This window comes from Inquilinus limosus, assembly GCF_002195995.1.
Classification (GTDB): domain Bacteria; phylum Pseudomonadota; class Alphaproteobacteria; order DSM-16000; family Inquilinaceae; genus Inquilinus; species Inquilinus limosus_C.
In genome coordinates this window covers 101,266-122,040 of record NZ_NHON01000016.1, presented here as the reverse complement: position 1 = coordinate 122,040, position 20,775 = coordinate 101,266, and the positions used below count along the sequence as shown (strand labels likewise).

Genomic DNA, 20,775 nt, shown 5'->3' with positions numbered 1-20,775 from the left:
CCGACCTTGTCCAGTGAAATAGGGTTTAATTGTCGCAGCGTCGAGTTGGGCTTTGTGACAATTATCACAATGGGTTGCGAATTGTGTCTGCGGCCGCGGCCGTGCCGTCGATCCGGACCCGTCCGTTCTCGATCCGGACCCGCCCTTCGGCCACCCAGCGCAGCGCCAGCGGATAGCAGCGATGTTCCTCCACCAGGATACGCGCTGCCAGGCTGGCGGCATCGTCGCCGTCCAGCACCGGCACCGCCGCCTGGACCAGGATCGGCCCGTCATCGACCACCGGTCGCACGATATGCACGGTGCAGCCGGCCAGCCTGACCCCGGCGGCCAGCGCCCGCTCATGCGTGTGCAGGCCCGGGAAGGCCGGCAGCAGCGAAGGGTGGATGTTGAGGATGCGGTCCTGCCAGCGGCCGACGAAATCGGCGCTCAGCACCCGCATGAAGCCGGCCAGGCAGACCAGCTCGACCCCCGCGGCGTGCAGCGCCTCGTCCATCGCCGCCTCGAAGGCGGCTTTGCCGGGATAGGCCTTGCGGTCGACCGTGGCGGTGGCCAGGCCGCGGCCTTCGGCGACGGCCAGGCCGCCGGCGCCGGGGATGTCGGACAGCACCAGCGCGATCTCGGCCGGGAAGTCCGGCGCGCTGCAGGCCTCGGCCAGGGCCGCCATGTTGCTGCCCCGGCCGGATATGAGAACGCCAACCTTCAGACGGCCCATGCCGCGTCCGTCCCCGCGATTGCCACGGAATGGGCGGCGTCGGCCACGACCCGGCCGATCCGGTGGGCGCTCTCGCCCTGGCCGGCCAGGATCGTCGACACCGCTTCTGCCTGGTCCGGCGCGACGATCACCACCATGCCGATACCGCAGTTGTAGGTGCGGGCCAGCTCGGCGGCGTTGAGGCCGCCCTGCGCCTTCAGCCAGCGGAACACCGGGGGCAGGGGCCAGGCGCCGGCGTCGAGGGCGACGCCCAGCCCGTCCGGCAGCACCCGGGGAATGTTCTCGGTCAGCCCACCGCCGGTGATATGCGCCAGGGCATGGACGCCGCCGGCGCGGATGGCGGCCAGCGTGCTCTTCACATAGATCCGGGTCGGGGTCAGGAAGGCCTCGCCGACCGACTTGTCGTTGGCGAAGGGCGCCGGCTCGTCCCAGGCCAGGCCGGCATCGGCGACGGTGCGGCGGACCAGCGAGTAGCCGTTGGAATGGACACCGGTCGAGGACAGGCCCAGCACCACATCGCCGTCGCGCACGTCGCGGCCGGTCAGGGCCTGCTCGCGCTCGACCGCGCCGACGGCGAAGCCGGCCAGGTCGTAGTCGCCGGCGGCGTACATGCCCGGCATCTCCGCCGTCTCGCCGCCGATCAGGGCGCAGCCGGCCTGGCGGCAGCCCTCGGTGATGCCGCGCAGCACGCCGACGCCGACCGAGCGGTCGAGCTTGCCCGAGGCGAAATAGTCGAGGAAGAACAGCGGCTCGGCGCCCTGCACCACCAGGTCGTTGACGCACATGGCGACGAGGTCGATGCCGACCGTGTCATGCCGCCCGGTCTCGATCGCCACCTTCAGCTTGGTGCCGACGCCATCGGTCGCGGCGACCAGGATCGGGTCGCGGAAGCCGGCGGCCTTGGGGTCGAACAGCGCGCCGAATCCGCCCAGCCCCTCCATCATGCCCTTGCGGCGCGTGCTCTCGGCCAGGGGCTTGATGTCGCCGACGAAGGCCTCGCCCTCGGCGATGTTGACGCCGGCCCGGGCATAGGCGTCGGAGCTGTCTTTAGTCCGCATGTCTCACCCTCCATGTGGCCTGCGTTGTCTTGCGGCGAGGTGAATGCGGTTCCGGGCGGCGAAGAGCGTATAGGGACATACGGTCGAGCCGCCCGGGGCCGCAGGCGCCCGCCGCAAGGCAACCCTTCGGGCCGGTTGAAGACGCCGGCAGGGTGCGTCGCCGCGCTTGCCCGATGCGCTGCATCGCGCCGCGCGCGCCTCCTACCCTGCCGGCGTCTTGAACCGGCGCAGGCCACATCGAGGGTGAGGCATGCGGACTATGGTCGACCGGCGGGCACATGATGACCTCGCAATGAGGGGTGCTATATAAAGGCGGATTATCCGTGCGGATGCGCGCGGACCATAGCGGAACCGGAAGGCTTTGCAATGATGCTTCGCATCGGATCGACCCTGGCTCTGGCGGCCGCGCTTCTCTGCGCCGGGCTGGTGCCGGTGCGTGCCCAGACCTCAGGCGGCGCGCCGATCGCGGGCAGCGCCTCCGGCTACTCCGTCGACAATGTCGCGGTCGAGGCGACGGCGGCGAACGCGACCGAGGCGCGGACCAAGGCCTTCGCCCAGGGCCCACGCAAGGCGCTGCAGCAGCTGCTGCAGCAGATCGGCGCCGATCCGGCCCGCGCCTCCCGCATGTCCGATGGGGATGTCGAGCGGCTGGTGCAGAGCTTCCAGGTGAAGTCCGAGCAGGCCTCGCCCGGCCACTACGCCGCCACCCTGGCCTACACCTTCCGCAGCTCCGGCGTGCAGCAGCTGCTGGCCGGTGCATCCGCCGCGCCGCCGGTCACCGCCACCCTTCCGCCCGGCGCGGCGCCGGGAACGCTGCCGGGGACCCTGCCGCAGCCTGGCGCCGTGCCCGGCTTCGCGGCGCGAGGCTCCGTCACCGTCACCGTGCCGATCGCGGCGCCGGCCGACTGGTACGATGTGCAGGGCCGGCTGACCCGCCTCGGTGGCGTGGTCACGTCCTCCCTGGTCAGCCTGACCTCGCGGCAGGCGGTGCTGGAGCTGCATTTCCCCGGCGACCAGACCCAGCTCAACCAGATCCTGTCGCAGCAGGGGCTGACCGTGCAGCAGGGCGCCCAGGCGCTGGAACTGCACCGAACCGGCGGGTAATAGCGCCGGCGTGACGACACTTCTGGCATCGAGGTCAGACTACTTGCGCCTCCTGGTCCGATCCCTGCCCAACCTGCTCAGCCTGGCCCGGCTCGTCCTGGCGCCGGTGACGATCTGGCTGATTCTGGACGGCCGCCTGGTCACCGCCTTCTGGATGTTCGTGGTGGCGGCGCTGACCGACGCAATCGACGGTATCCTGGCCCGCCGGCTGGAGGCGCGCACGGCGCTGGGCAGCTATCTCGACCCGATCGCCGACAAGCTGCTGGTGGTCGGGACGTATCTGGCGCTGAGCTGGATGGCGGCCCTGCCGGTCTGGCTGGTAGTCCTGGTGGTGGCGCGCGACATCGGCCTGGTGCTGGGCGTGGTGGTGCTGCATTTCGCCGGCCGCGGCACCCGCTCGCTGACGCCGTCGATGATCAGCAAGCTCAACACCGTGATGCAGGTGGCTCTGGTGGGGCTGGTGATGGCGGCGCCGGGGCTGCATGTCGACGCCCGCGGCGCGATCGCGCTGCTGGTCTGGGTCGTGGCCGCGACCACGATCCTGTCGGCGATCGGCTATCTGCGCGAGACCATCCGCCGCTTCCTCACCCCGGCGGGGGCGCACGCGTGAACGGCTCCGCCCAAATCCGCTTCTGGCTGATCGGCTTCGTCGTCTTCTGCCTGCTGGTCTGGCTGCTCAGCGGCGTGCTGGCGCCCTTCGTCACCGGCATGATCATCGCCTATCTGCTCGACCCGGTGGCGCGGCGGCTGCAGGCGATCGGCATGGCCCGCTGGCTGGCGACCACGGTGCTGCTGCTGCTGTTCGTGCTCGCCGCCGTGCTGGTGACGCTGATCGTCCTGCCTATCCTCTTGAACCAGGTGACCGGGCTGCTCTCGGCCGTGCCCGACTATGTCGCCCGGGCCGCGACGCGGCTGCAGCCGCTGATCGCCGAGCTGCGGCACCGCGTCTCGGCCGCCAATTTCAACGAGATCCAGAAGGCGGTCAGCCAGTATGCCGGCAGCGCCGTGTCCTGGATCGGCACGGTGATCGGCAGCCTGTGGCAGGGCGGCATGGCCCTGATCGACCTGCTGTCGCTGGTCTTCATCACTCCCGTGGTCGCCTTCTACATGCTGCGCGACTGGGACCACATGATCGGGGTGATCGACCACAACCTGCCGGTGGCGCAGCGCGAGACCATCCGCGGCCTGGGGCGCGAGGTGAACCACACCTTGTCCCGCTTCATCCGCGGCCAGCTGATCGTCTGCCTGCTGCTGGGGCTGTTCTACGCCATCGCCCTGACCATCGTCGGGCTGAATTTCGGGCTGCTGGTCGGGTTGATGACCGGCCTGCTCTCGATCATTCCCTATGTCGGCTCGCTGGTCGGGCTGGTCAGCTCGGTCGGTATCGCCCTGGTGCAGTATGACGACTGGACCATGTGGGCGCTGGTGCTGGGCATCTTCCTGCTCGGCCAGTTCCTCGAAGGCAACTTCGTCACGCCGAAGCTGGTCGGCGAATCCGTCGGCCTGCACCCGGTCTGGGTGATCTTCGCGCTGCTGGCCGCCGGCAGCCTGTTCGGTTTCACCGGCGTGATGCTGGCGGTGCCGATGGCGGCGGTGATCGGCGTCCTGACCCGCTTCGCCCTGCATCGCTACCGGCAGAGCGCGCTGTACCGCCAGCCTCCCGCCGACCCTCCCGACATGGACCTCCCCACCGTTTCATGAGCAAGAGCACCGAAGGGGTGGCCCAGTTCGTCTTCGACCTGTCGCTGCCCCCGGCCCTGGGGCCGGAGGATTTCATCGTCGCCGACAGCAACCGCGAGGCCGCGGGCTGGATCGGGCGCTGGCCGGACTGGCCGGGGCCGGCCCTGGCCCTGCATGGCGCGCCGGGGGCGGGGAAGAGCCATCTGCTCGGCATCTGGGCGCAGCGGGCCGGCGCCCGCATCCTGGCGGGCGGAGCGCTGGCCGAGTCGGACCCGGCCGAGCTCGCCGCCGCCGGAGCCGTGGCGCTGGACGATGCCGACCGGGTGGCCGGCGACGCGGCGGCGGAGCGGGCGCTGTTCCACCTGCACAACCTGCTGAAGGAGGCCGGCGGCTTCCTGCTGGTGGCGGCGCGCGAGCCGCCGGCGCGTTGGCGGGTGGCGCTGCCGGACCTGGCCTCGCGGCTGAAGGCGGCGCCGGCCGTGGGGCTGGGCGAGCCGGACGACGTGCTGCTGGCGCAGGTGCTGGCCAAGCTGTTCGCCGACCGCCAGTTGGCGGTGGGGCCGGAGATCGTGCAGGCGATGCTGGCGCGGATGGAGCGCAGCTTCGCCGAGGCGCGCCGGCTGGTGGCCGAGATCGACGCCGCCAGCCTGGCGCAGGGCCGCTCGATCACCCTGCCGCTGGTGCGCGCGATCCTGGCGGGGCAGGGCAAGGGCTAGGATTTCGGCAGGCGGGCGGAGGCCGGTCCCGTCAGGCCGCGATCCAGCGCGGCGCGATCGGCGACAGCCGGGCGCCGGGGAAGCGATGCAGCCCGGTCCGGCCGATCAGCCAGACGTGGAAGATAGGGGCGAGCAGCCGGCGGATCGCGGGGTCGAGCACGTCGAGGCCGCCGGTGTAGGCGCCGAAGGCCGGCAGCACTAGCCGGTGCTCGTCGGCGACGAAGCAGCGCCCGGTCACCCGCCCGGCGCGGCCGCTGATCGCCGCCTTGGGGTGGTAGTGGCCGGAGATCTCGCCGCCAAAATCAGGTTGCTTGGGCGCCCCGGCATGGGCGGCGTGGCGGCAGACCAGGCCATCGACCTGCAACTCCTCGGTCCGGTCGCCCGGCAGCGCCGCCGGCAGGTCCGGGTCGTGGTTGCCCAGCACCCAGATCCAGTCACGGCCCCGGGCCAGCCCGGTCAGCGTCGCCAGATCCTCGGCGGCAAGGCGGTCAGCCCCGTCCGAATCATGGAAGCTGTCGCCGAGCGCCACCACGGCGGCCGGGTCCAGCCGGTCGATCGCGGCGCCGAGCCGGACCAGCGTCTGGGCGCTGTCATACGGCGGCAGCAGCCGGCCCGAGCGCCGGGCCAGCGCCGTCGCCTTCTCCAGATGCAGGTCGGCCACCAGCAGCCAGCGCCGCTCCGCCCACCACAGCACGCCCGACGGGTCGGGCCGGAAGGCGTGGTCGCGGAGCGGGATGGTGCGCGTCGGCATGACTCCGGTTTAGGCGCCCGGCCCGTGCTCGGCAACTGGTTTTGTTCGGCTTCTGTTCCGTTCAGGCGCCGGGCGTCCGTTTCGGCTCCAGGATCGCCCCGATCTCCCGCGCCTTGCTGTGGCCCAGCCAGAACAGCACCGACGCCAGGCCGACGAACACGGCGAGGAAGACCCACAGCGCGATCGCCAGGTAGTCGTACATCGGGTCGGCCGCCGCCGGGCGGATCATCAGCAGCCCGAGGACCAGGATGAACAGCACGAAGGCGATGACGCTCAGGTTGACGGCATAGGTGTGCCAGGTCGCCAGCCGCCGGTACTCGATCCGGCACTCGATGATGGCGCGCTTCTGCGCCTCGTCGCCGGCGAAACGGTTCAGCTCGACCTTCTGGCGCAGCGCCACCAGGTCGCGCAGCCATTGGCTGAGCTGGATGTAGAAGAAGCTGCCGACCAGGCCGGCCAGGGTCAGCAGCGGGCTGAGCAGCGACAGCGGGTTGGTCGGCGTCATCGCAGGTCCTCGCGGCGCAGGGCATCGAGCAGGACGAGGATCGTCTCCGCCGTGATCGAGAACCAGGTGAGGGTGGGCGAGGAGGGCTTCCTCGCCGGCGGCGCCGGACGGTCGCTGTTGGTCACCGCCGCCGCGACCGAATCATAAAGGGTGACGAGCTCATCATAGGCGCCGCGCGACAGGCTGAGGTCGAAGCGCAGCGTCTGGTCCTGGCGGGGATCGGCCGTCGCCGCCGCGTGGGCACGGGCCTCGGCGCTTTCCAGAACCCGGCGCAGCTCGATCCTGGCAGCCGCCCGCCACTGCGCGGAACGTCGGGCGCGAAGCAGCCGGGCCAGATACTGCGCCCGCGGCAGGCCGAGCTGGAACCGGGCATAGATCCGGGCAGGGTCCGGCTGCTCGTCGCTGTGCAGGTCGTCGTAGAAGCGGGCGATCCAGGCCTCGGCCTGCTGCCCCTGGCTCTCATGCCGGCGCTCGCCCAGCACCCATTCGCTGACCAGGTCGACGCACAGCGCCTCGTAGCCGGAGTCGATCCGCGCCCAGCTGGCCGGCGAGGCGTCGATCGCCAGCGCCGCCTTGGCCCGGGCCAGGCGGTTCCGCCTGTCCGTATCCTCCGCCATCGATTCCCTCCGAGTCCGCGGTGCGGACGATCCTAGCGAATCCGGCGAATGGCGGCAGGACACATCTCGTAAGCCTCGGATCAGGCAGGCAGCCCGGCCTTGAGCAGGCCGTCGCGGCAGTGGGCGCGGTCCTCGTCGCCCTTGTAGTGTAAGGTGGCGAGGAACGCCTCCGCGGTGAAATCGGGGTTGGTCCGCAGCACTGCCTGGGCATGGGCACCGGCGGCGGTGGCATCGCCCATCCAGGCCAGAGCGGCGGCGAGGAAGGCGTGATGGGTGTGGTCGGGCCTGGTGATGTGGCTGTAGGCCTCCACCGCCTCGGCATAGCGCTTCGCGGTGTAATAGGCCCGGCCAAGATGGCTCCAGAACCGCTCCGGGTGATGCGGATTGAGCCGCATCGCCTTGCGGATCCAGTCGATGCCTTCCTCCGGCCGGCCGAGCCAGGTCAGGATCTCGCCCTGCTGCACCACGATCAGGTCGTAGTTCGGGTTCGAGGCGATCGCGCGTTCCTGGTGGTACAAGGATCTGTCGAACTCGTGGCGCGTCAGGGCGACCGCGGCGAGGATGCGGTGGACATCGGCGTCGTTGTCGTCGAGGGCGATGGCGGTCTCGAGCTCGCCGACCACCGCGTCCCAGGTGGCGTCGCGGTCGGCGCACCAGCCATTGACCCAGCTCTGGCCCAGCACGCAGGCGCGCCAGGCATGGGCGTGGGCATATTTCGGGTCGAGGGCGACGGCGCGGTCGAGCATCGCCAGCGCCTGGACATTGTCGTCGCGGGTCGACCGGTGGTGCAGGATCTTGCCGGCCAGCAGGCACTCATAGGCTTCCAGATTGCCCGTCGTCTTCCGCTTCGCCCGGTCGCGCGCCGCGGCCTCGACCCGGCCGGGCAGGGTGGCAGCGATCGCCGCGGTGACCTCGTCCTGGATGGCGAAGATATCGGCCAGGTCGCGGTCGTATCGCTCGGCCCAGATGTGGCGGTCGGTCTCGCCATCGATCAGCTGCACCGTGACCCGCACCCGGCCGCCGGCCTTGCGCACGCTGCCCTCGACCACGTAGTGGACGCCGAATTCGCGAGCGATGTCCTGCACCCTCACCGGCTTGCCCTTGTGCACGAAGGCGGAGTTGCGGGAAATCACCAGCAGTTCGTGAAAGCGCGACAGCTCGGTGATGATGTCCTCGGTCAGGCCGTCGGCGAAGAACTCCTGCTCGGCGTCGCCGCTCATATTGTCGAAGGGCAGCACGACGATGGAGGGCTTGGTCGCGACCGGAGCGGCGGTTGCGGCCGCCTCGGACGGGGCCTCCGGCGCCGTCGCGTCGAGCCGCACCCGGTAGACGCGGATCGGCCGGGAGATGTTCTTGACCGACTGCTCGCCGAGATCCTCGAAGCCGACATCGAGCCGGTCTCCGACCTGGTCGCGTACGGCGCCGGACACGCAGATCCCGCCCGGCTCGGCCAGCGCCTCCAGCCGCGCCGCGACATTGACGCCATCGCCGAACAGGTCGCCGTCCTCGACGATCACGTCACCGAGATTGATGCCGATGCGGAACTGGATCCAGCGCGCCGGCGAGACGTCGCTGTTGCGTCGGGCCATGCGACGCTGGATCTCCGAGGCGCAGGCCAGGGCATCGACGATGCTGGCGAACTCGACCAGCAGGCCGTCGCCCGTGGTCTTGACGATGCTGCCGCGGGTCTTGGCAATCGCCGGGTCGATCAGCTCCAGCCGGTGGGTCTTCAACCGCGCGAGGGTGCCGGCCTCATCGGCTTCCATCAGCCGGCTGTAGCCCACCATGTCCGCCGCCAGGATCGCCGCCAGCCTGCGCTGGACCTCGGGCTGTTCCATGGGCTCGTCCTCGCCCCGAAGGGCGCAATTTTAGCAAAACCGGGCCGAGGCGACAAATGATGTTGTCCCGTCACGCCCGCCGCCGGCCTTTCTCGCCCCGCTTCGGCGTGGCCTCGGCGATCATCTCCGCGGCGCTCTCCTCCAGCATCGCGTCGATGGCGCCATCGGCGATGCTGACGCGGCCGATCTCCAGCAGCACCGGCACGGCCAGGGGCGAGATCCGGTCGAGCGCCCGCAGGGTCAGCTTGCGCCGGGCGCGCTTCAGCAGCAGGGCGACGCGGCCGAGGTCGACCAGGCCGCGCGCCGCGTCGGCCCGGGTGGCGCGCAGCAGCACATGGTCGGGCTGGTGGCGGCGCAGCACGTCGTAGATCAGGTCGGCGCTGACCGTGACCTGGCGGCCGGTCTTGCGCTCGCCGGGCGTGCGCCGCTCGATCAGCCCGGCGATCACCGCGACGTTGCGGAAGGTGCGGCGCAGCAGGCTGGAATCGCTCATCCAGGCCTCCAGGTCGTCGCCCAGCATGTCCTCGTCGAATAGCACCGCCGGGTCGGTCACCGGCTCCAGGCTCCAGGTCGCCAGCACATAGTCGGTGGCGACGAAGCCGATCGGTCCCAGCCCGGCGCGCTCCATCCGCTTGGTCACCAGCATGCCCAGCGTCTGGTGCGCCTGCCGGCCCTCGAAGCAGTAGGCCACCATGTAGTGCCGGCCGCCGCGCGGGAAGGTCTCGATCATTAGCTCGCCCGGGCCGGGCAGGCCGGAACGCTCGCGCTGCAGCTCCAGCCACTCCCGCGCGTCGTCCGGCAGACCGGCCCAATGGGCGGGGGTGGACAAGAGGCGCCGCACCCGGTCGGCCAGATGGGTGGTCAGCGGCATCCGGCCGCCGGCATAGGCGGGCACCTTCGGCTCGCCGCTGGCGGCGCGGCTGGCGATCACCGACATCTCGCGGATGCCCTCGAAGCGCAGCAACTGGCCCGCGAACATGAAGGTGTCGCCCGGCACCAGCCCCTGGGCGAAATACTCCTCGACCTCGCCCAGCACCTTGCCGAAGCCGCCGGACAGCCGGACCTTCAGCATCTCCTCCTCGACGATGGTGCCGACATTCATCCGGTACTGCCGGGCGACCACGGCGCTGGCCACCTTCCAGCGGCCTTCGGCATCCTGCTTCAGCCGGTGAAAGCGGTCGTAGCTGCGCAGCGCGTAGCCGCCATGGGCGACGAAATCCAGCACGTCGTCGAAGTCGCGGCGGGTCAGGGCGGCGTAGGGCGCGGCTCGCCGCACCTCGGCATACATCGCCTTGGCCTCGAAGGCGGCGGAGCAGGCGCAGCCCAGCAGGTGCTGCGCCAGCGTGTCCAGCGTGCCGGGGGCGGGCGGGTCGCCGTCCAGCGTCATCGCCTCGATGGCGTCGGAGGCGGCGCGGCACTCCAGCACCTCGAAGCGGTTGGCCGGCACCAGCACCGCGACCGAGGGCGCGTCGAAGCGGTGGTTCGACCGGCCGATGCGCTGCAGCAGGCGGCTCGCCCCCTTCGGTGCGCCGATCTGGATCACCAGGTCGACGGCGGCCCAGTCGATGCCGAGGTCGAGCGAGGAGGTGGCGACCACCGCGCGCAGCTCGCCCCGCGCCATCGCCGCCTCGACCTTGCGGCGCTGCTCCGCCGCCAGGCTGCCGTGATGCAGCGCGATCGGCAGCACCTCGTCATTGATCCGCCACAGCGCCTGGAACACCAGCTCCGCCTGCGCCCGGGTGTTGACGAAGAGGAGCGTGGTGCCGGCCTTGCGGATGCGGTCGTACAGGTCCCGGGCCGCGTAGGTGCCCATATGGCCGGCCCAGGGCAGGCGGCTCTCGGTCTCCATGATCTCGACGATCGGCTTGATCCCGGGCGGCCCGCGCACCGTGCGCACCAGGGCCGGGTCGGCGTGGCCGGTCGGCGACAGCCAGGCGACCAGCGCGTCGGGATGCGCCACCGTGGCCGACAGCCCGACACGGCGGGCCTCCGGCGCCAGGGTGGCCAGCCGGGCGAGGCCCAGCGCCAGCAGGTCGCCGCGCTTGGTGCCGGCCAGGGCATGCAACTCGTCGACGATGACGCAGCGCAAGGACCCGAAGATGCGGTCGGCATCGCCATAGGACAGCAGCAGCGCCAGGCTTTCCGGCGTCGTCATCAGGATCTGCGGCGCATGGCGGCGCTGGCGCTCGCGCTTGACCTGCGGCGTGTCGCCGGTGCGGGTCTCGGCCCGGATCGGCAGCCGCATTTCGGCGATCGGCTGCTCCAGGTTGCGATGGATGTCGACCGCCAGCGCCTTGAGCGGCGAGATGTAGAGCGTGTGCAGCCCCTCGCGCGGCCGCTCCGCCAGCTCGGTCAGGGTCGGCAGGAAGCCGGCCAGGGTCTTGCCGCCGCCGGTCGGGGCGATCAGCAGGGCATGGGTGCCGTCGCGTGCCGCCTGCAGCATCTCCAGCTGATGCGGGTGGGGCGTCCAGCCCTTGTGCCGGAACCAGCCCTGGAAGGCCGGCGGCAGCAGCGGTTCGGCGGTTTCCGCCAGTGCGGTCATGGGCCTGCGCCTCGACATCCAACCGCCACGGCACCGTGCCGTTTCGGCCATGATCCGGGGCCAGCCTGCGCCGGCCCCATCACCCGGACAGATCAGCCCATGACCCGCCGGACACGCAAGCGTTTAGTGTTTGTTCTCGCCGCCCTGGGTGTGTTCGCCGCGGGTGTGTTCATCAACAACAGCTCATGGCTGCACGGCGCGCCGGGTGGGGCGCCGGTGCTGCTGGCGCATCGCGGCCTGGCCCAGGGCTTCGACCGGACGGGGCTGACCGGCGAGACCTGCACCGCCGCCCGGATGCTGCCGCCGGAGCATCCTTATCTCGAGAACACCATCGCCTCGATGCGCGCCGCTTTCGATCTCGGCGCCGGTGCGGTGGAGCTCGACATCCAGCCCACCACGGACGGGCATTTCGCCGTGTTCCATGACTGGACGGTCGATTGCCGCACCGACGGCCATGGCGTCACCCGTGCGCACAGCCTGGCCGGGCTGCAGGCGCTGGACATCGGCCATGGCTATACCGCGGATGGCGGCCGGACCTTCCCGTTCCGGGGCAAGGGCACCGGGCTGATGCCGTCACTGGACCAGGTGCTGGAGGCCTTTCCCGGCCGCCGCTTCCTGCTGAACGTCAAGAGCAACGACCCGGCGGAAGGAGAGATGCTGGCCCGGTATCTCGCGGCCCTGCCGGCGGAGCGCCGCGACCTGCTGGCCGCCTATGGCGGCGACAGGCCGGTTGCGGTGCTGCGCGAGCGGCTGCCCGACTTCCGCTCGATGTCCCGGGCGTCGATCAAGGATTGCTTCGTCAGCTATGCCGCGTGGGGCTGGACCGGCCAGGTGCCGGAGTCCTGCCGGCGATCGGTGCTGCTGGTGCCGTCCAACGTCGCGCCCTGGCTGTGGGGCTGGCCTCACCGCTTCGTCGCCCGGATGGAGGCGGCGGGCACGCCGGTCTTCCTGATCGCGCCTTGGGGCGGCGGCTTCTCCGAAGGCATCGACGATCCGGCGCTGATCGCAGACCTGGTCGCCGACGGCTACGCCGGCGGCATCGAGACCGACCGGATCGACCGCTTCGGCTCCGCGCTGAAGAAGTGAATCGAGGCAATCCATCCTTGCCGCCTGCGGACTCCAGTCGATTCCATGTTTTCATCGTACAAATAATCGATTCAGTTTTAGGTATTATTGCCGAACTATCCTTCGCGATGCTGCGGATAATTCGACACGAAATTATGTAACAACGGAGGTGCGTTTTTTCCTTTCCCTCCTAAGATGCCGGCCGACGGGCTTCAGGCCCGAAGAAACCAGGAGGAAGCGCGATGGGCCCTATGAGCCAATCGTCCGGTACCGGAGCGGAGGGCGGCGATCTCGCCCGCCGGCTGAAGAGCCGCCACATCCACATGATCGCGATCGGCGGCGCCATCGGCGTCGGCCTGTTCCTCGGCTCCGGCAAGGCGATCGCCAAGGCCGGGCCGGGGCTGCTGCTGAGCTATGCCATCGGCGGCATCGCCATCTTCTTCATCATGCGGGCGCTGGGCGAGCTTCTGCTGCACAAGCCGGTGGCCGGGTCCTTCGCCACTTATGCCGAGGAGTTCGTCGGCCCCTTCGCCGGCTTCGCCACCGGCTGGTCCTACTGGTTCATGTGGGTGGTGATCGGCATGGCCGAGATCACCGCGGTCGGCGTCTATGTCCACTACTGGCTGCCGGACGTGCCGCAATGGATCCCGGCGCTGGTGACGCTGGCGGTGCTGACCGTGGTCAACATCGTGGCGGTGCGGCTGTTCGGCGAGCTGGAATTCTGGTTCGCGTTGATCAAGGTCGTGACCATCGTCGCGCTGATCCTGGGCGGCCTGGCCGTGATCATCTTCGGCATCGGCGACCTGGGGCAGGGGGCCAGCGTCACCAACCTGTGGTCGCATGGCGGCTTCCTGCCCTTCGGCGTGCTCGGCGCCGTGCTGGCGCTGCAGATGGTGATGTTCGCCTATCAGGGGGTCGAGCTGATCGGCGTCACCGCCGGCGAGGCCGAGGATCCGGCGAAGGTGCTGCCGCGCGCCACCAACGGCATCATCTGGCGCATCCTGATCTTCTACCTGGGCGCGCTGGCGGTGATCATGTCGCTGCTGCCCTGGACCCAGCTGGACCCGAATGCCAGCCCCTTCGTCTTCGTGTTCGACAAGCTGGGGCTGTCCGCCGCGGCCGACGTGATCAACCTCGTGGTCATCACCGCCGCCGCCTCGTCCTGCAACAGCGGGCTGTTCAGCAACGGCCGCATGCTGTTCACCCTGGCCCGGTCCGGCCAGGCGCCGCGCGCCTTCGGCCGGGTCAGTCGCAACCACGTGCCGGTGGCGGGCATCGCCGCCTCGGCCGCGGTGATGCTGATCGGCGTCGGGCTGAACTATGTGGTGCCGGAGGAGGCGTTCATCTGGGTCACCAGCATCTCGCTGGTCGGCAGCCTGTGGACCTGGGGCATCATCATGATCGCCCATCTCGGCTACCGCCGCGCCGTGGCCGAGGGCCGGTCGGCACCGGTCGCCTTCCGCATGCCGGGCGCGCCGGTCGCCAACTGGCTGGTGGTGGCCTTCCTGGTGCTGGTTGCGGTGTTCCTTGGCTTCGACCCGTCGACCCGGGTGGCGCTCTATGTCGCCCCGGTGTGGTTCGGGCTGCTGATCGTCGGCTACCTGCTGACCGGCGGCCGTCGCCGGCCGGCGCTCGGCCTGTCCTGAGCGTCGCACCCCTTTGCGCCGGCCCGACAGCCGGCGCATAAGGGGCGGCGACACGAAGGGAGACTGTGATGCGCGCGGACGGACCGATCGGGCTGATGGCGGCGATTCCGCAGGAGCTGGCGGCGCATGCCGACCTGGTGGTGCGCACCGAGCGGGAGATCGCCGGCTGCCGCTTCCGCCTTGGCCGCCTCGGCACCCGCGACCTGGTGGCCGTCGAGGCCGGCATCGGCAAGAGCCATGCCGCCATGGTCGCGACCCTGCTGCTGCAGGAGTTCGGCTGCGCCTCGCTGCTGTTCTCCGGCGTCGCCGGCGGCCTCGACCCGGACCTCGCCATCGGCGACGTGGTGGTGGCGGACCGGCTGGTGATGCACGATTACGGTGCCCGGGTCGACGGCCGGCTGAAGCCGTATCAGCCCGGCGTGCCGCCGCTGCCCGGCTTCCCCGAGGAGACCGGCTACGGTCTGGATCCAATGCTCAGAGAGAAGATCAAGGACGCTCTCGAAGGCCTTGATATCGGTGGATTCGACGCCACCGCGACCGGTGGCGAGTCGCACCGGTCGCGGTTGATCTTCGGCACTGTCCTGACCGGCGACATCTTCCTCAACGACGCGCAGGAGCGGGAGCGGCTGCACCGCGAATTCGGCGGCGTCGCCATCGAGATGGAGGGTGCGGCGGTGGCGGCGGTGGCCGAGCGCTTCGGCGTGCCCACGGTGGTGGTCCGGGCGCTCAGCGACCTCGCCGGCAGCGAAAGCCACATGGATTTCCCCGCCTTCCTCGACGCCGCCGCCCGCATCGCCGCCCGCGTCGTCGGGCGCATCTCGACAGTGCTGTAGCCGCCCCTCACAGGGTCATCAGCCGCTGCGTCAGGTCGCGGACCAGCCCGGTGAAGCCCGGGTCGTCCGGCCCGGAGGCCTGGCCGAGAGTGCCGGTGGCGGCGGATTGAGCCTGCCCGTCCAGGCAGGTCGCGGCCCGCACCACGATCGGCCTCATCGCCGGCTCGGTGGCGATCGTATCGCCGCTGCACAGCGCATCCGGCAGCAGGCCGTGCGCCGGGTTGAGGACCACGGAATAATAGGGCGTATGCGCCGGTCCGGCAGTCGGCGTTGCGACGGGCACGAAGCGGGTGTGCCCGCCGCCGAAGCCTTGGGTCATGATCCGTGTCACCGCATCGGCGATGCCCGACGCCATGAACGGATTGCCCTGCACCGAGACGGGCAGTTCGGCCCTGCCCGAGGCGACGCTGAACGGGATCAGCGTGACCGGGTCGATCTCGTCTGTCACCACGCGTGGCACCGCGGCGAGGGTGGGCAGGGCGCCGCCGGCCAGCGCGAGGATTGCGGCCACCAGGATGCGGGCCGGCCGGCGCGGGTGAAGCGGGGAGAGCAGGAAGCGGGTCATGGAGAGGTCCATGGCTGGTGGGGAGACGATGCCTTATGGACCTCGCCCGGCCCGGCCTTATTCCGGCCTGCCGCATGAAGTCTTTGTCATCTCCGCCACGTGGATTTCGACTCTCTCCCTAACCTTCTTGATGGTTATAGTGCCGGATGGGGCCGGCGACACGGCCCGAAGCAACAGCCAGGAGGAACGCCATGAAGTCGGGTCTCTTGCTCACCACCCTCGCGCTCGGCATCGCCCTGTCGCTCGGAGCCGCCGCGGCGACGCCGGAACAGGACCTGGCCTCGGCCAGGCCCGAGATCGACAAGGCCAATGCCGACTGGGTGCCGGCGCTGCAGGCGGGCGATGTCCGGAAGGCCGCCGAGCCGTTCGCCGACGACGCCATGTTCATCCTCGGCAGCGGCAAGACATATGTCGGCCGGGCGGCGATCGAGGCCTTTCTCAAGGAGCGTCTGATCCCCGGCACCAAGATCACCGGCGGCACCATCCAGCAGGAGGGGATCCAGGTCATCCGCGACGGTCTGATCTATGAATGGGGTCATGGCGACAGCACCAAAGTCGACGCCAGCGGCAAGAGCCAGACCTCCTCGGGCCTCTACCTGACGGTGTGGCAGCGCGGCGCTTCCGGGCACTGGCAGATCATCCGCAACCTGAACTTCTGACCGGGAGGTCCCGTTTCCTTCCGGAGGCGGCGCCGCCGGCGACGGTCGGTGCCGCCAGCAAGCCGGTGGAGACGGAGCATGCTCCAGACCCTGCAGGTGGTGAGCCTTTGCCTGGTTGCGCTGGCGCTGACCCCGGCGCTGGCGCATGCGCTCGAGTGGCCGGGAAAGATGCGCCTCGACCGGGACGCGTATCTGGCCGTGCAGCCGATCTACTACCCCGGCTTCACCGTGGTGGGTGGCTTCGGCGAGGTCATCAGCATCCTTGCCGTGCTGGTCCTGCTGGTGATGACCCCGGCCGGCGATGCCGGGTTCTGGTGGATGGCGGCAGCGCTGGTCGCCCTGGCGGCGATGCATGCCGTTTACTGGCTGCTGACGCATCCGGTGAACCGCTACTGGCTGCGGAACCGGGCGATGGGGCGGGCAGGCACCGGGTTCTTCGCCCAGGATCCGCTGCACCGCGAGAGAGCCGCGGATGCCGGCGAGGAGAGCTGGACGAGCCACCGTGATCGATGGGAGCGGTCGCACGCCGTCCGGGCGGTCCTCGCCGCGATCGGCTTCGTCGCCTTGGCCATCGGCGTGGCCGGGTAGAAAAGGCCGTGCGGTTTCGTGAGATGCGGCTCGACAGGCGCATTGCGGATGACAACATCATGGCTGAGACCGTCGGCCCCGCGGGCCGGCACGGAGGAGGCCATGGACGCAGCGATCATCGAGGAATACGCCCAGAAGCTCCGGACCGCCGGCGCCGGCGCGTCGCTGGTGCTGTTGACCCGCGGCGGGCACGAGCTGCCGGCCCGCGACGCCCGCACGGCGCGCGACCTTGTCCACCTGACACATGACGGCGGCGAGACCGTCGTCCTGCGGTCGGAGATCGTCGGGATCCGCCTCCTGGGCGCCGGGGGCGTGGCGTCGAAGATGGGGTTCTGACCGCCAAGGTGCATGGCAGGGCCCGGCCGGGCTCATGGATCGGACGAGATCCGGCTTTGCCAAGCCTGCGGACGGGCCCGAGGATATCCGGCAACGACCGGAGCGCCGATGAAACCCCGCCACATCCTCCTCGCCCTGCTGGTGGCTGCCATCTGGGGCTTCAACTTCGTGGTCATCCGCATCGGCCTCGGCAGCTTCCCGCCGCTGCTGCTGGCCGCGCTGCGCTTCATCCTGGCGGCGCTGCCGGCGGTCCTGCTGCCGCGTCCGCAGGTGCCGTGGCCGCGCATGCTGGCGATCGGCCTGACGCTGTTCGTCGGCCAGTTCGCCTTCCTGTTCCCGGCCATGCAGGTTGGCATGCCGCCCGGCCTGGCCTCGATCGTGCTGCAGTCCCAGGCCTTCTTCACCATGCTGGTGGCGGCGATGGCGCTGCGCGAGCGGCCGACCGGCCGCCAGATCGGCGGCGCGGCCGTCGCCTTCGCCGGGCTCGCCGTGATCGCGACCACCGCGGGGGGCGGCGACGTCACCGCCCTCGGCCTGGCGCTCTCCCTGGCCGCCGCGCTCAGCTGGGCTTGCGGCAATGTCCTGCTGCGCGGCGCCGGCAAGGTCGACATGCTGCCGATGATCGTCTGGCTCAGCCTGATCCCGCCGCTGCCGCTGCTGGCCCTGTCCGTCGCGATCGAGGGGCCGGCGGCGATCGGCCAGGCCCTGGCCTCGGTCAGCTGGACCGGTGTCGGCACCGTGCTCTATCTCGCCGTGCCGACCACGCTGCTCGGCTTCGGCCTCTGGGGCCATCTGCTGAAGCTGTATCCGGCGGCGACGGTGGCGCCGTTCTCGCTGCTGGTGCCGATCTTCGGCGCCGGCTCCGCCGCCCTGGTGCTGGGCGAGCATTTCGGCCCGGCCCGGCTGCTCGGCATGGTGCTGATCCTGCTCGGCCTCGCCACGGTCGCCTTGCCGGTGGCCCGGCTGCTGCGATTGCGCTTGGCGGCGGGACGCTAGGCCGGATCTGGCGGGCTGGGGCCGCGCTGGCTTATCGTCCACGGGAGCATGTTTTCGGCCGGGGCCACGCCGTATTTCGAGGCCCTGCATGGCATATCGGAGGGGGAGATTATGCGCTGTCTGGCATTGGCGGTTCTGTGCCTGGTCGCGGCGGGTTGTGCGCCGAAGGTGATACGGCCGCAGGCGCCGTTCGTCGAATCAGAGTATGCCGCCTACCGCGGCAGCGGCACGGGCACGATCGAGGGGCAGGGCTTCTTGCGCCAGAACGGCGGCGGCGTCGTCACTTGCGCCGGGTCGAAGGTCTGGGCGGCGCCGGCCACCGCCTACAGCCGGGAAATGACCGGGATCTTCGAGGCGGGGTGGAGCCAGCTCACGGCCGACTTCGTGACCATCGACAATCCGAACCAGGGTCGGCTGTTTCGCGAAGGCATCGAGCGCGAGACGCAATGCGATGCCCAGGGCAATTTCGTGTTCCGGAATCTCCCCGCCGGCCAATGGATCGTCTCGACCGCGGTGACCTGGCAGGTGGGGTACGAGGCTCAGGGCGGCTATGTCCGTCAGGAGACCGCTCTCGCCGACGGGCAGACCGTGAGGCTTCTGCTCACCCGGTGAGGTCGATGCGGATCGGGGTTCGGTCCACGCCAGCTTGATCCGCCGGCGCGGGCCGCCCAGCTATCAAGTCTTCGGAACCACGAGACCGGTCCATGGATTACGAACCCCGGCTGCGCAACCACGGCCTGCCGCACGACCCGTTCAAGGCGCTGGTGGTGCCGCGGCCGATCGGCTGGATCAGCACGCTCAGCCCCGAGGGCGTGGTCAACCTGGCGCCCTACAGCTTCTTCAACGCGGTGTGCGACCGCCCGCCGATGGTGATGTTCGCGCCCAGCGGGCCGAAGGATTCCCAAGCCAATGCCGAGGCCACCGGCGAGTTCGTGGCCAGCCTCGCCACCTGGGACCTGCGCGAACAGATGAACGCGACCTCGGCCGCGGTCGGGCCGGAGGTCAGCGAGCCCGAGCTGGCCGGGCTGGCGATGACGCCGTCGCGGCTGGTGAAGCCGCCGCGGGTGGCGGCCGCCGCCGCGGCGCTGGAATGCCGCTGGGTCAAGTCGGTGCCGATGACCACCGCTTCCGGCGAGACCGTGCCGGGCGCCATCGTGATCGGTGAGGTGGTGTCGATCCATATCGACGAGTCGGTGATCGTCGACGGGCGCGTCGACCTGTCGACCCGGCGCGCGATTTCGCGGCTCGGCTACATGGAGTACGGCGTGCTCGACACCGTGTTCAGCATGCAGCGCCCGCGCTGAATCGCTTCCGACCGATCCTGCCGGCTGTCATCCGTGCTATCGTCTCCAAGCTGTCGGGGAACCCATCGCGCTTTCGTACCGTTCCGTCTGTCGGGACGCCTGCCGTGCCAGGGCGAAAGGGAAGGGGGACAGCATGGGTCTGCGCACCGGGTTGTGGTGGTCTTCGGTTTCAGTCGCGGCCGGCCTCACGCTGCCGATCGCTGCTCCGGCCCAGGACGTGCCGGCCGAGCCGAAGCGGCCGGCTGTGATCACCTCGACGCCGCAGGCGCCGCGGCCGTTGCACGAGGATCCCGGGGCCTTCATCAGCTTCGAGCTCGACAACGACGTCTTCGCCAACACCGATCGCGGCTACACCAACGGCTTCCGCTTCGCCTATACGAGCTCGGAGACCGGGACGCCGGACTGGCTGGCCGACGCGGCCCGCGCCTTTCCGCTGTTCCCCGACGCCGCGCCGATCCGGTCGACCCTCTCCTTCGGCCAGAGCCTGTACACGCCGAAGGACCTGACGCTGCGCGACCCCAACCCGGATGACCGGCCCTACGCCGCCTGGCTCTACGGCAGCGCCGCGGTGCTGGCGGATTCCGGCGACCGGCTGGACCGGCTCGAACTGCAGATCGGCGTCGTCGGCCCCTATGCGATCGGCGAGCAGGTGCAGAACACGGTGCACAGCCTCATCGGCTCGCAGAAGGCCCGCGGCTGGAAGCACCAGCTGCACAACGAGCCCGGCGTGATCCTCAGCTACGAGCGGACGTGGCGCAGCCTCTACGCCGCGGCGCCGCTGGGCATCGGCTTCGACCTGTCACCCTATGTCGGCGCCAGCCTGGGCAATGTGCTGACCCAGGCCTCGGTTGGTGCCACGGCGCGGCTCGGCTTCGACCTGCCGGCCGATTACGGCCCGCCGCGGATCCGGCCCAGCGTGCCGGGGTCGGACTTCTTCATCCCGACCAGCGGCTTCAGCTGGTACCTGTTCGCCAGCATCGAGGGCCGGGCCGTCGCCCGCAACATCTTCCTCGACGGCAACACCTTCGAGGACAGTCCGCACGTCACCAAGAACCCGCTGGTCGGCGACCTGCAGATCGGCCTCGCGGTGCAGGTCTACGACCTTCGCGTCGCCTACACCCATGTGTACCGGACGCAGGAGTTCGAGGAACAGAACGACCATTTCAGCCAGTACGGGATGTTCACCGCGTCCTGGCGGTTCTGAAGGCCACTCCTCTTGTGTCATTGCCGGGCTTGACCCGGCAATCCAGAAGATGTTGA

Annotated in this window: 22 protein-coding genes; 14 read left to right on the top strand and 8 right to left on the bottom strand. The window is 70.2% G+C overall.

The window, feature by feature from the left end:
* Positions 1-64: 64 nt before the first annotated feature.
* Together purN and purM are read right to left on the bottom strand one after the other, a co-directional pair.
* On the bottom strand, positions 65-712 hold the full coding sequence (gene purN / locus BWR60_RS11365; protein WP_088151131.1) for a phosphoribosylglycinamide formyltransferase: 648 nt from the start codon (positions 710-712) through the stop codon (positions 65-67).
* The gene (gene purM, locus BWR60_RS11360; RefSeq protein WP_088151130.1) at positions 700-1,770 is read right to left on the bottom strand and encodes a phosphoribosylformylglycinamidine cyclo-ligase; all 1,071 of its coding nucleotides are present in this window, start codon (positions 1,768-1,770) and stop codon (positions 700-702) included. Before purM ends, purN begins: the two co-directional genes overlap by 13 nt.
* 366 nt (positions 1,771-2,136) lie before the next feature.
* Between purM and BWR60_RS11355 the strand changes: the two genes are divergently transcribed.
* Genes BWR60_RS11355 through BWR60_RS11340 form a run of 4 tightly spaced genes read left to right on the top strand, consistent with a single transcriptional unit; the run spans position 2,137 to position 5,270 of the window.
* Positions 2,137-2,874: a hypothetical protein gene (locus BWR60_RS11355; RefSeq protein ID WP_088151129.1), complete on the top strand. Its 738-nt coding sequence runs from the start codon at positions 2,137-2,139 to the stop codon at positions 2,872-2,874.
* Positions 2,875-2,917: 43 nt separating this feature from the next.
* Complete coding sequence (locus BWR60_RS11350) at positions 2,918-3,484, top strand: CDP-alcohol phosphatidyltransferase family protein (RefSeq protein ID WP_179221720.1); 567 nt, start codon at positions 2,918-2,920, stop codon at positions 3,482-3,484.
* Positions 3,481-4,575 (top strand): AI-2E family transporter, encoded by a 1,095-nt coding sequence (locus tag BWR60_RS11345; RefSeq protein ID WP_088151127.1) that lies wholly within the window; start codon positions 3,481-3,483, stop codon positions 4,573-4,575. The genes BWR60_RS11350 and BWR60_RS11345 overlap by 4 nt, the downstream gene beginning before the upstream one ends.
* Entirely contained in the window at positions 4,572-5,270 is a 699-nt protein-coding gene (locus BWR60_RS11340; protein ID WP_088151126.1) for an HdaA/DnaA family protein, read from the top strand. Before BWR60_RS11345 ends, BWR60_RS11340 begins: the two co-directional genes overlap by 4 nt.
* Before the next feature lie 31 nt (positions 5,271-5,301).
* Here BWR60_RS11340 and pdeM read toward each other — a convergent pair whose 3' ends face one another.
* From pdeM to BWR60_RS11315, 5 genes are all read right to left on the bottom strand, one after another.
* A complete protein-coding gene (gene pdeM / locus BWR60_RS11335; protein ID WP_088151125.1) occupies positions 5,302-6,021 on the bottom strand; it encodes a ligase-associated DNA damage response endonuclease PdeM in 720 nt (239 codons plus the stop codon).
* 61 nt (positions 6,022-6,082) lie between these two features.
* Entirely contained in the window at positions 6,083-6,526 is a 444-nt protein-coding gene (locus tag BWR60_RS11330) for a hypothetical protein (protein WP_088151124.1), read from the bottom strand.
* Entirely contained in the window at positions 6,523-7,143 is a 621-nt protein-coding gene (locus BWR60_RS11325) for a hypothetical protein (RefSeq protein ID WP_088151123.1), read from the bottom strand. Before BWR60_RS11325 ends, BWR60_RS11330 begins: the two co-directional genes overlap by 4 nt.
* An 80-nt stretch (positions 7,144-7,223) precedes the next feature.
* Positions 7,224-8,981, bottom strand: a complete 1,758-nt coding sequence (locus tag BWR60_RS11320; protein WP_088151122.1) for an adenylate/guanylate cyclase domain-containing protein — start codon at positions 8,979-8,981, stop codon at positions 7,224-7,226.
* A 70-nt stretch (positions 8,982-9,051) separates the two neighbouring features.
* Complete coding sequence (locus BWR60_RS11315; protein WP_088151121.1) at positions 9,052-11,523, bottom strand: ligase-associated DNA damage response DEXH box helicase; 2,472 nt, start codon at positions 11,521-11,523, stop codon at positions 9,052-9,054.
* A gap of 99 nt (positions 11,524-11,622) precedes the next feature.
* On the opposite strand from BWR60_RS11315, the gene BWR60_RS11310 reads away from it, so the two are divergent.
* The 3 genes from BWR60_RS11310 (at position 11,623) to BWR60_RS11300 (ending at position 15,067) form a co-directional block, all read left to right on the top strand.
* A complete protein-coding gene (locus tag BWR60_RS11310; protein WP_088151120.1) occupies positions 11,623-12,609 on the top strand; it encodes a glycerophosphodiester phosphodiesterase family protein in 987 nt (328 codons plus the stop codon).
* Positions 12,610-12,839: 230 nt separating this feature from the next.
* Positions 12,840-14,234, top strand: a complete 1,395-nt coding sequence (locus BWR60_RS11305) for an amino acid permease (protein ID WP_088151119.1) — start codon at positions 12,840-12,842, stop codon at positions 14,232-14,234.
* Positions 14,235-14,302: 68 nt separating this feature from the next.
* A complete protein-coding gene (locus tag BWR60_RS11300) occupies positions 14,303-15,067 on the top strand; it encodes a 5'-methylthioadenosine/adenosylhomocysteine nucleosidase (protein ID WP_088151118.1) in 765 nt (254 codons plus the stop codon).
* 7 nt (positions 15,068-15,074) lie between these two features.
* Here BWR60_RS11300 and BWR60_RS11295 read toward each other — a convergent pair whose 3' ends face one another.
* Positions 15,075-15,632: a hypothetical protein gene (locus BWR60_RS11295; protein ID WP_144445589.1), complete on the bottom strand. Its 558-nt coding sequence runs from the start codon at positions 15,630-15,632 to the stop codon at positions 15,075-15,077.
* Positions 15,633-15,823: 191 nt separating this feature from the next.
* Here BWR60_RS11295 and BWR60_RS11290 point away from each other — a divergent pair, with 191 nt between their 5' ends.
* The 7 genes from BWR60_RS11290 (at position 15,824) to BWR60_RS11260 (ending at position 20,719) form a co-directional block, all read left to right on the top strand.
* Positions 15,824-16,291, top strand: coding sequence for a YybH family protein (locus tag BWR60_RS11290; protein WP_179221719.1), 468 nt, complete (start codon positions 15,824-15,826; stop codon positions 16,289-16,291).
* 78 nt (positions 16,292-16,369) lie between these two features.
* Positions 16,370-16,879, top strand: a complete 510-nt coding sequence (locus BWR60_RS11285) for an anthrone oxygenase family protein (protein ID WP_088151115.1) — start codon at positions 16,370-16,372, stop codon at positions 16,877-16,879.
* A gap of 102 nt (positions 16,880-16,981) precedes the next feature.
* The gene (locus BWR60_RS11280; RefSeq protein ID WP_088151114.1) at positions 16,982-17,215 is read left to right on the top strand and encodes a hypothetical protein; all 234 of its coding nucleotides are present in this window, start codon (positions 16,982-16,984) and stop codon (positions 17,213-17,215) included.
* A gap of 108 nt (positions 17,216-17,323) precedes the next feature.
* On the top strand, positions 17,324-18,211 hold the full coding sequence (locus tag BWR60_RS11275) for an EamA family transporter (RefSeq protein ID WP_088151113.1): 888 nt from the start codon (positions 17,324-17,326) through the stop codon (positions 18,209-18,211).
* A 48-nt stretch (positions 18,212-18,259) separates the two neighbouring features.
* Positions 18,260-18,823: a hypothetical protein gene (locus BWR60_RS11270; protein WP_088151112.1), complete on the top strand. Its 564-nt coding sequence runs from the start codon at positions 18,260-18,262 to the stop codon at positions 18,821-18,823.
* Between the two features lie 92 nt (positions 18,824-18,915).
* A complete protein-coding gene (locus BWR60_RS11265; RefSeq protein WP_088151111.1) occupies positions 18,916-19,515 on the top strand; it encodes a flavin reductase family protein in 600 nt (199 codons plus the stop codon).
* Between the two features lie 133 nt (positions 19,516-19,648).
* Entirely contained in the window at positions 19,649-20,719 is a 1,071-nt protein-coding gene (locus tag BWR60_RS11260) for a lipid A deacylase LpxR family protein (protein ID WP_088151110.1), read from the top strand.
* The last annotated feature ends 56 nt before the right edge of the window (positions 20,720-20,775 follow it).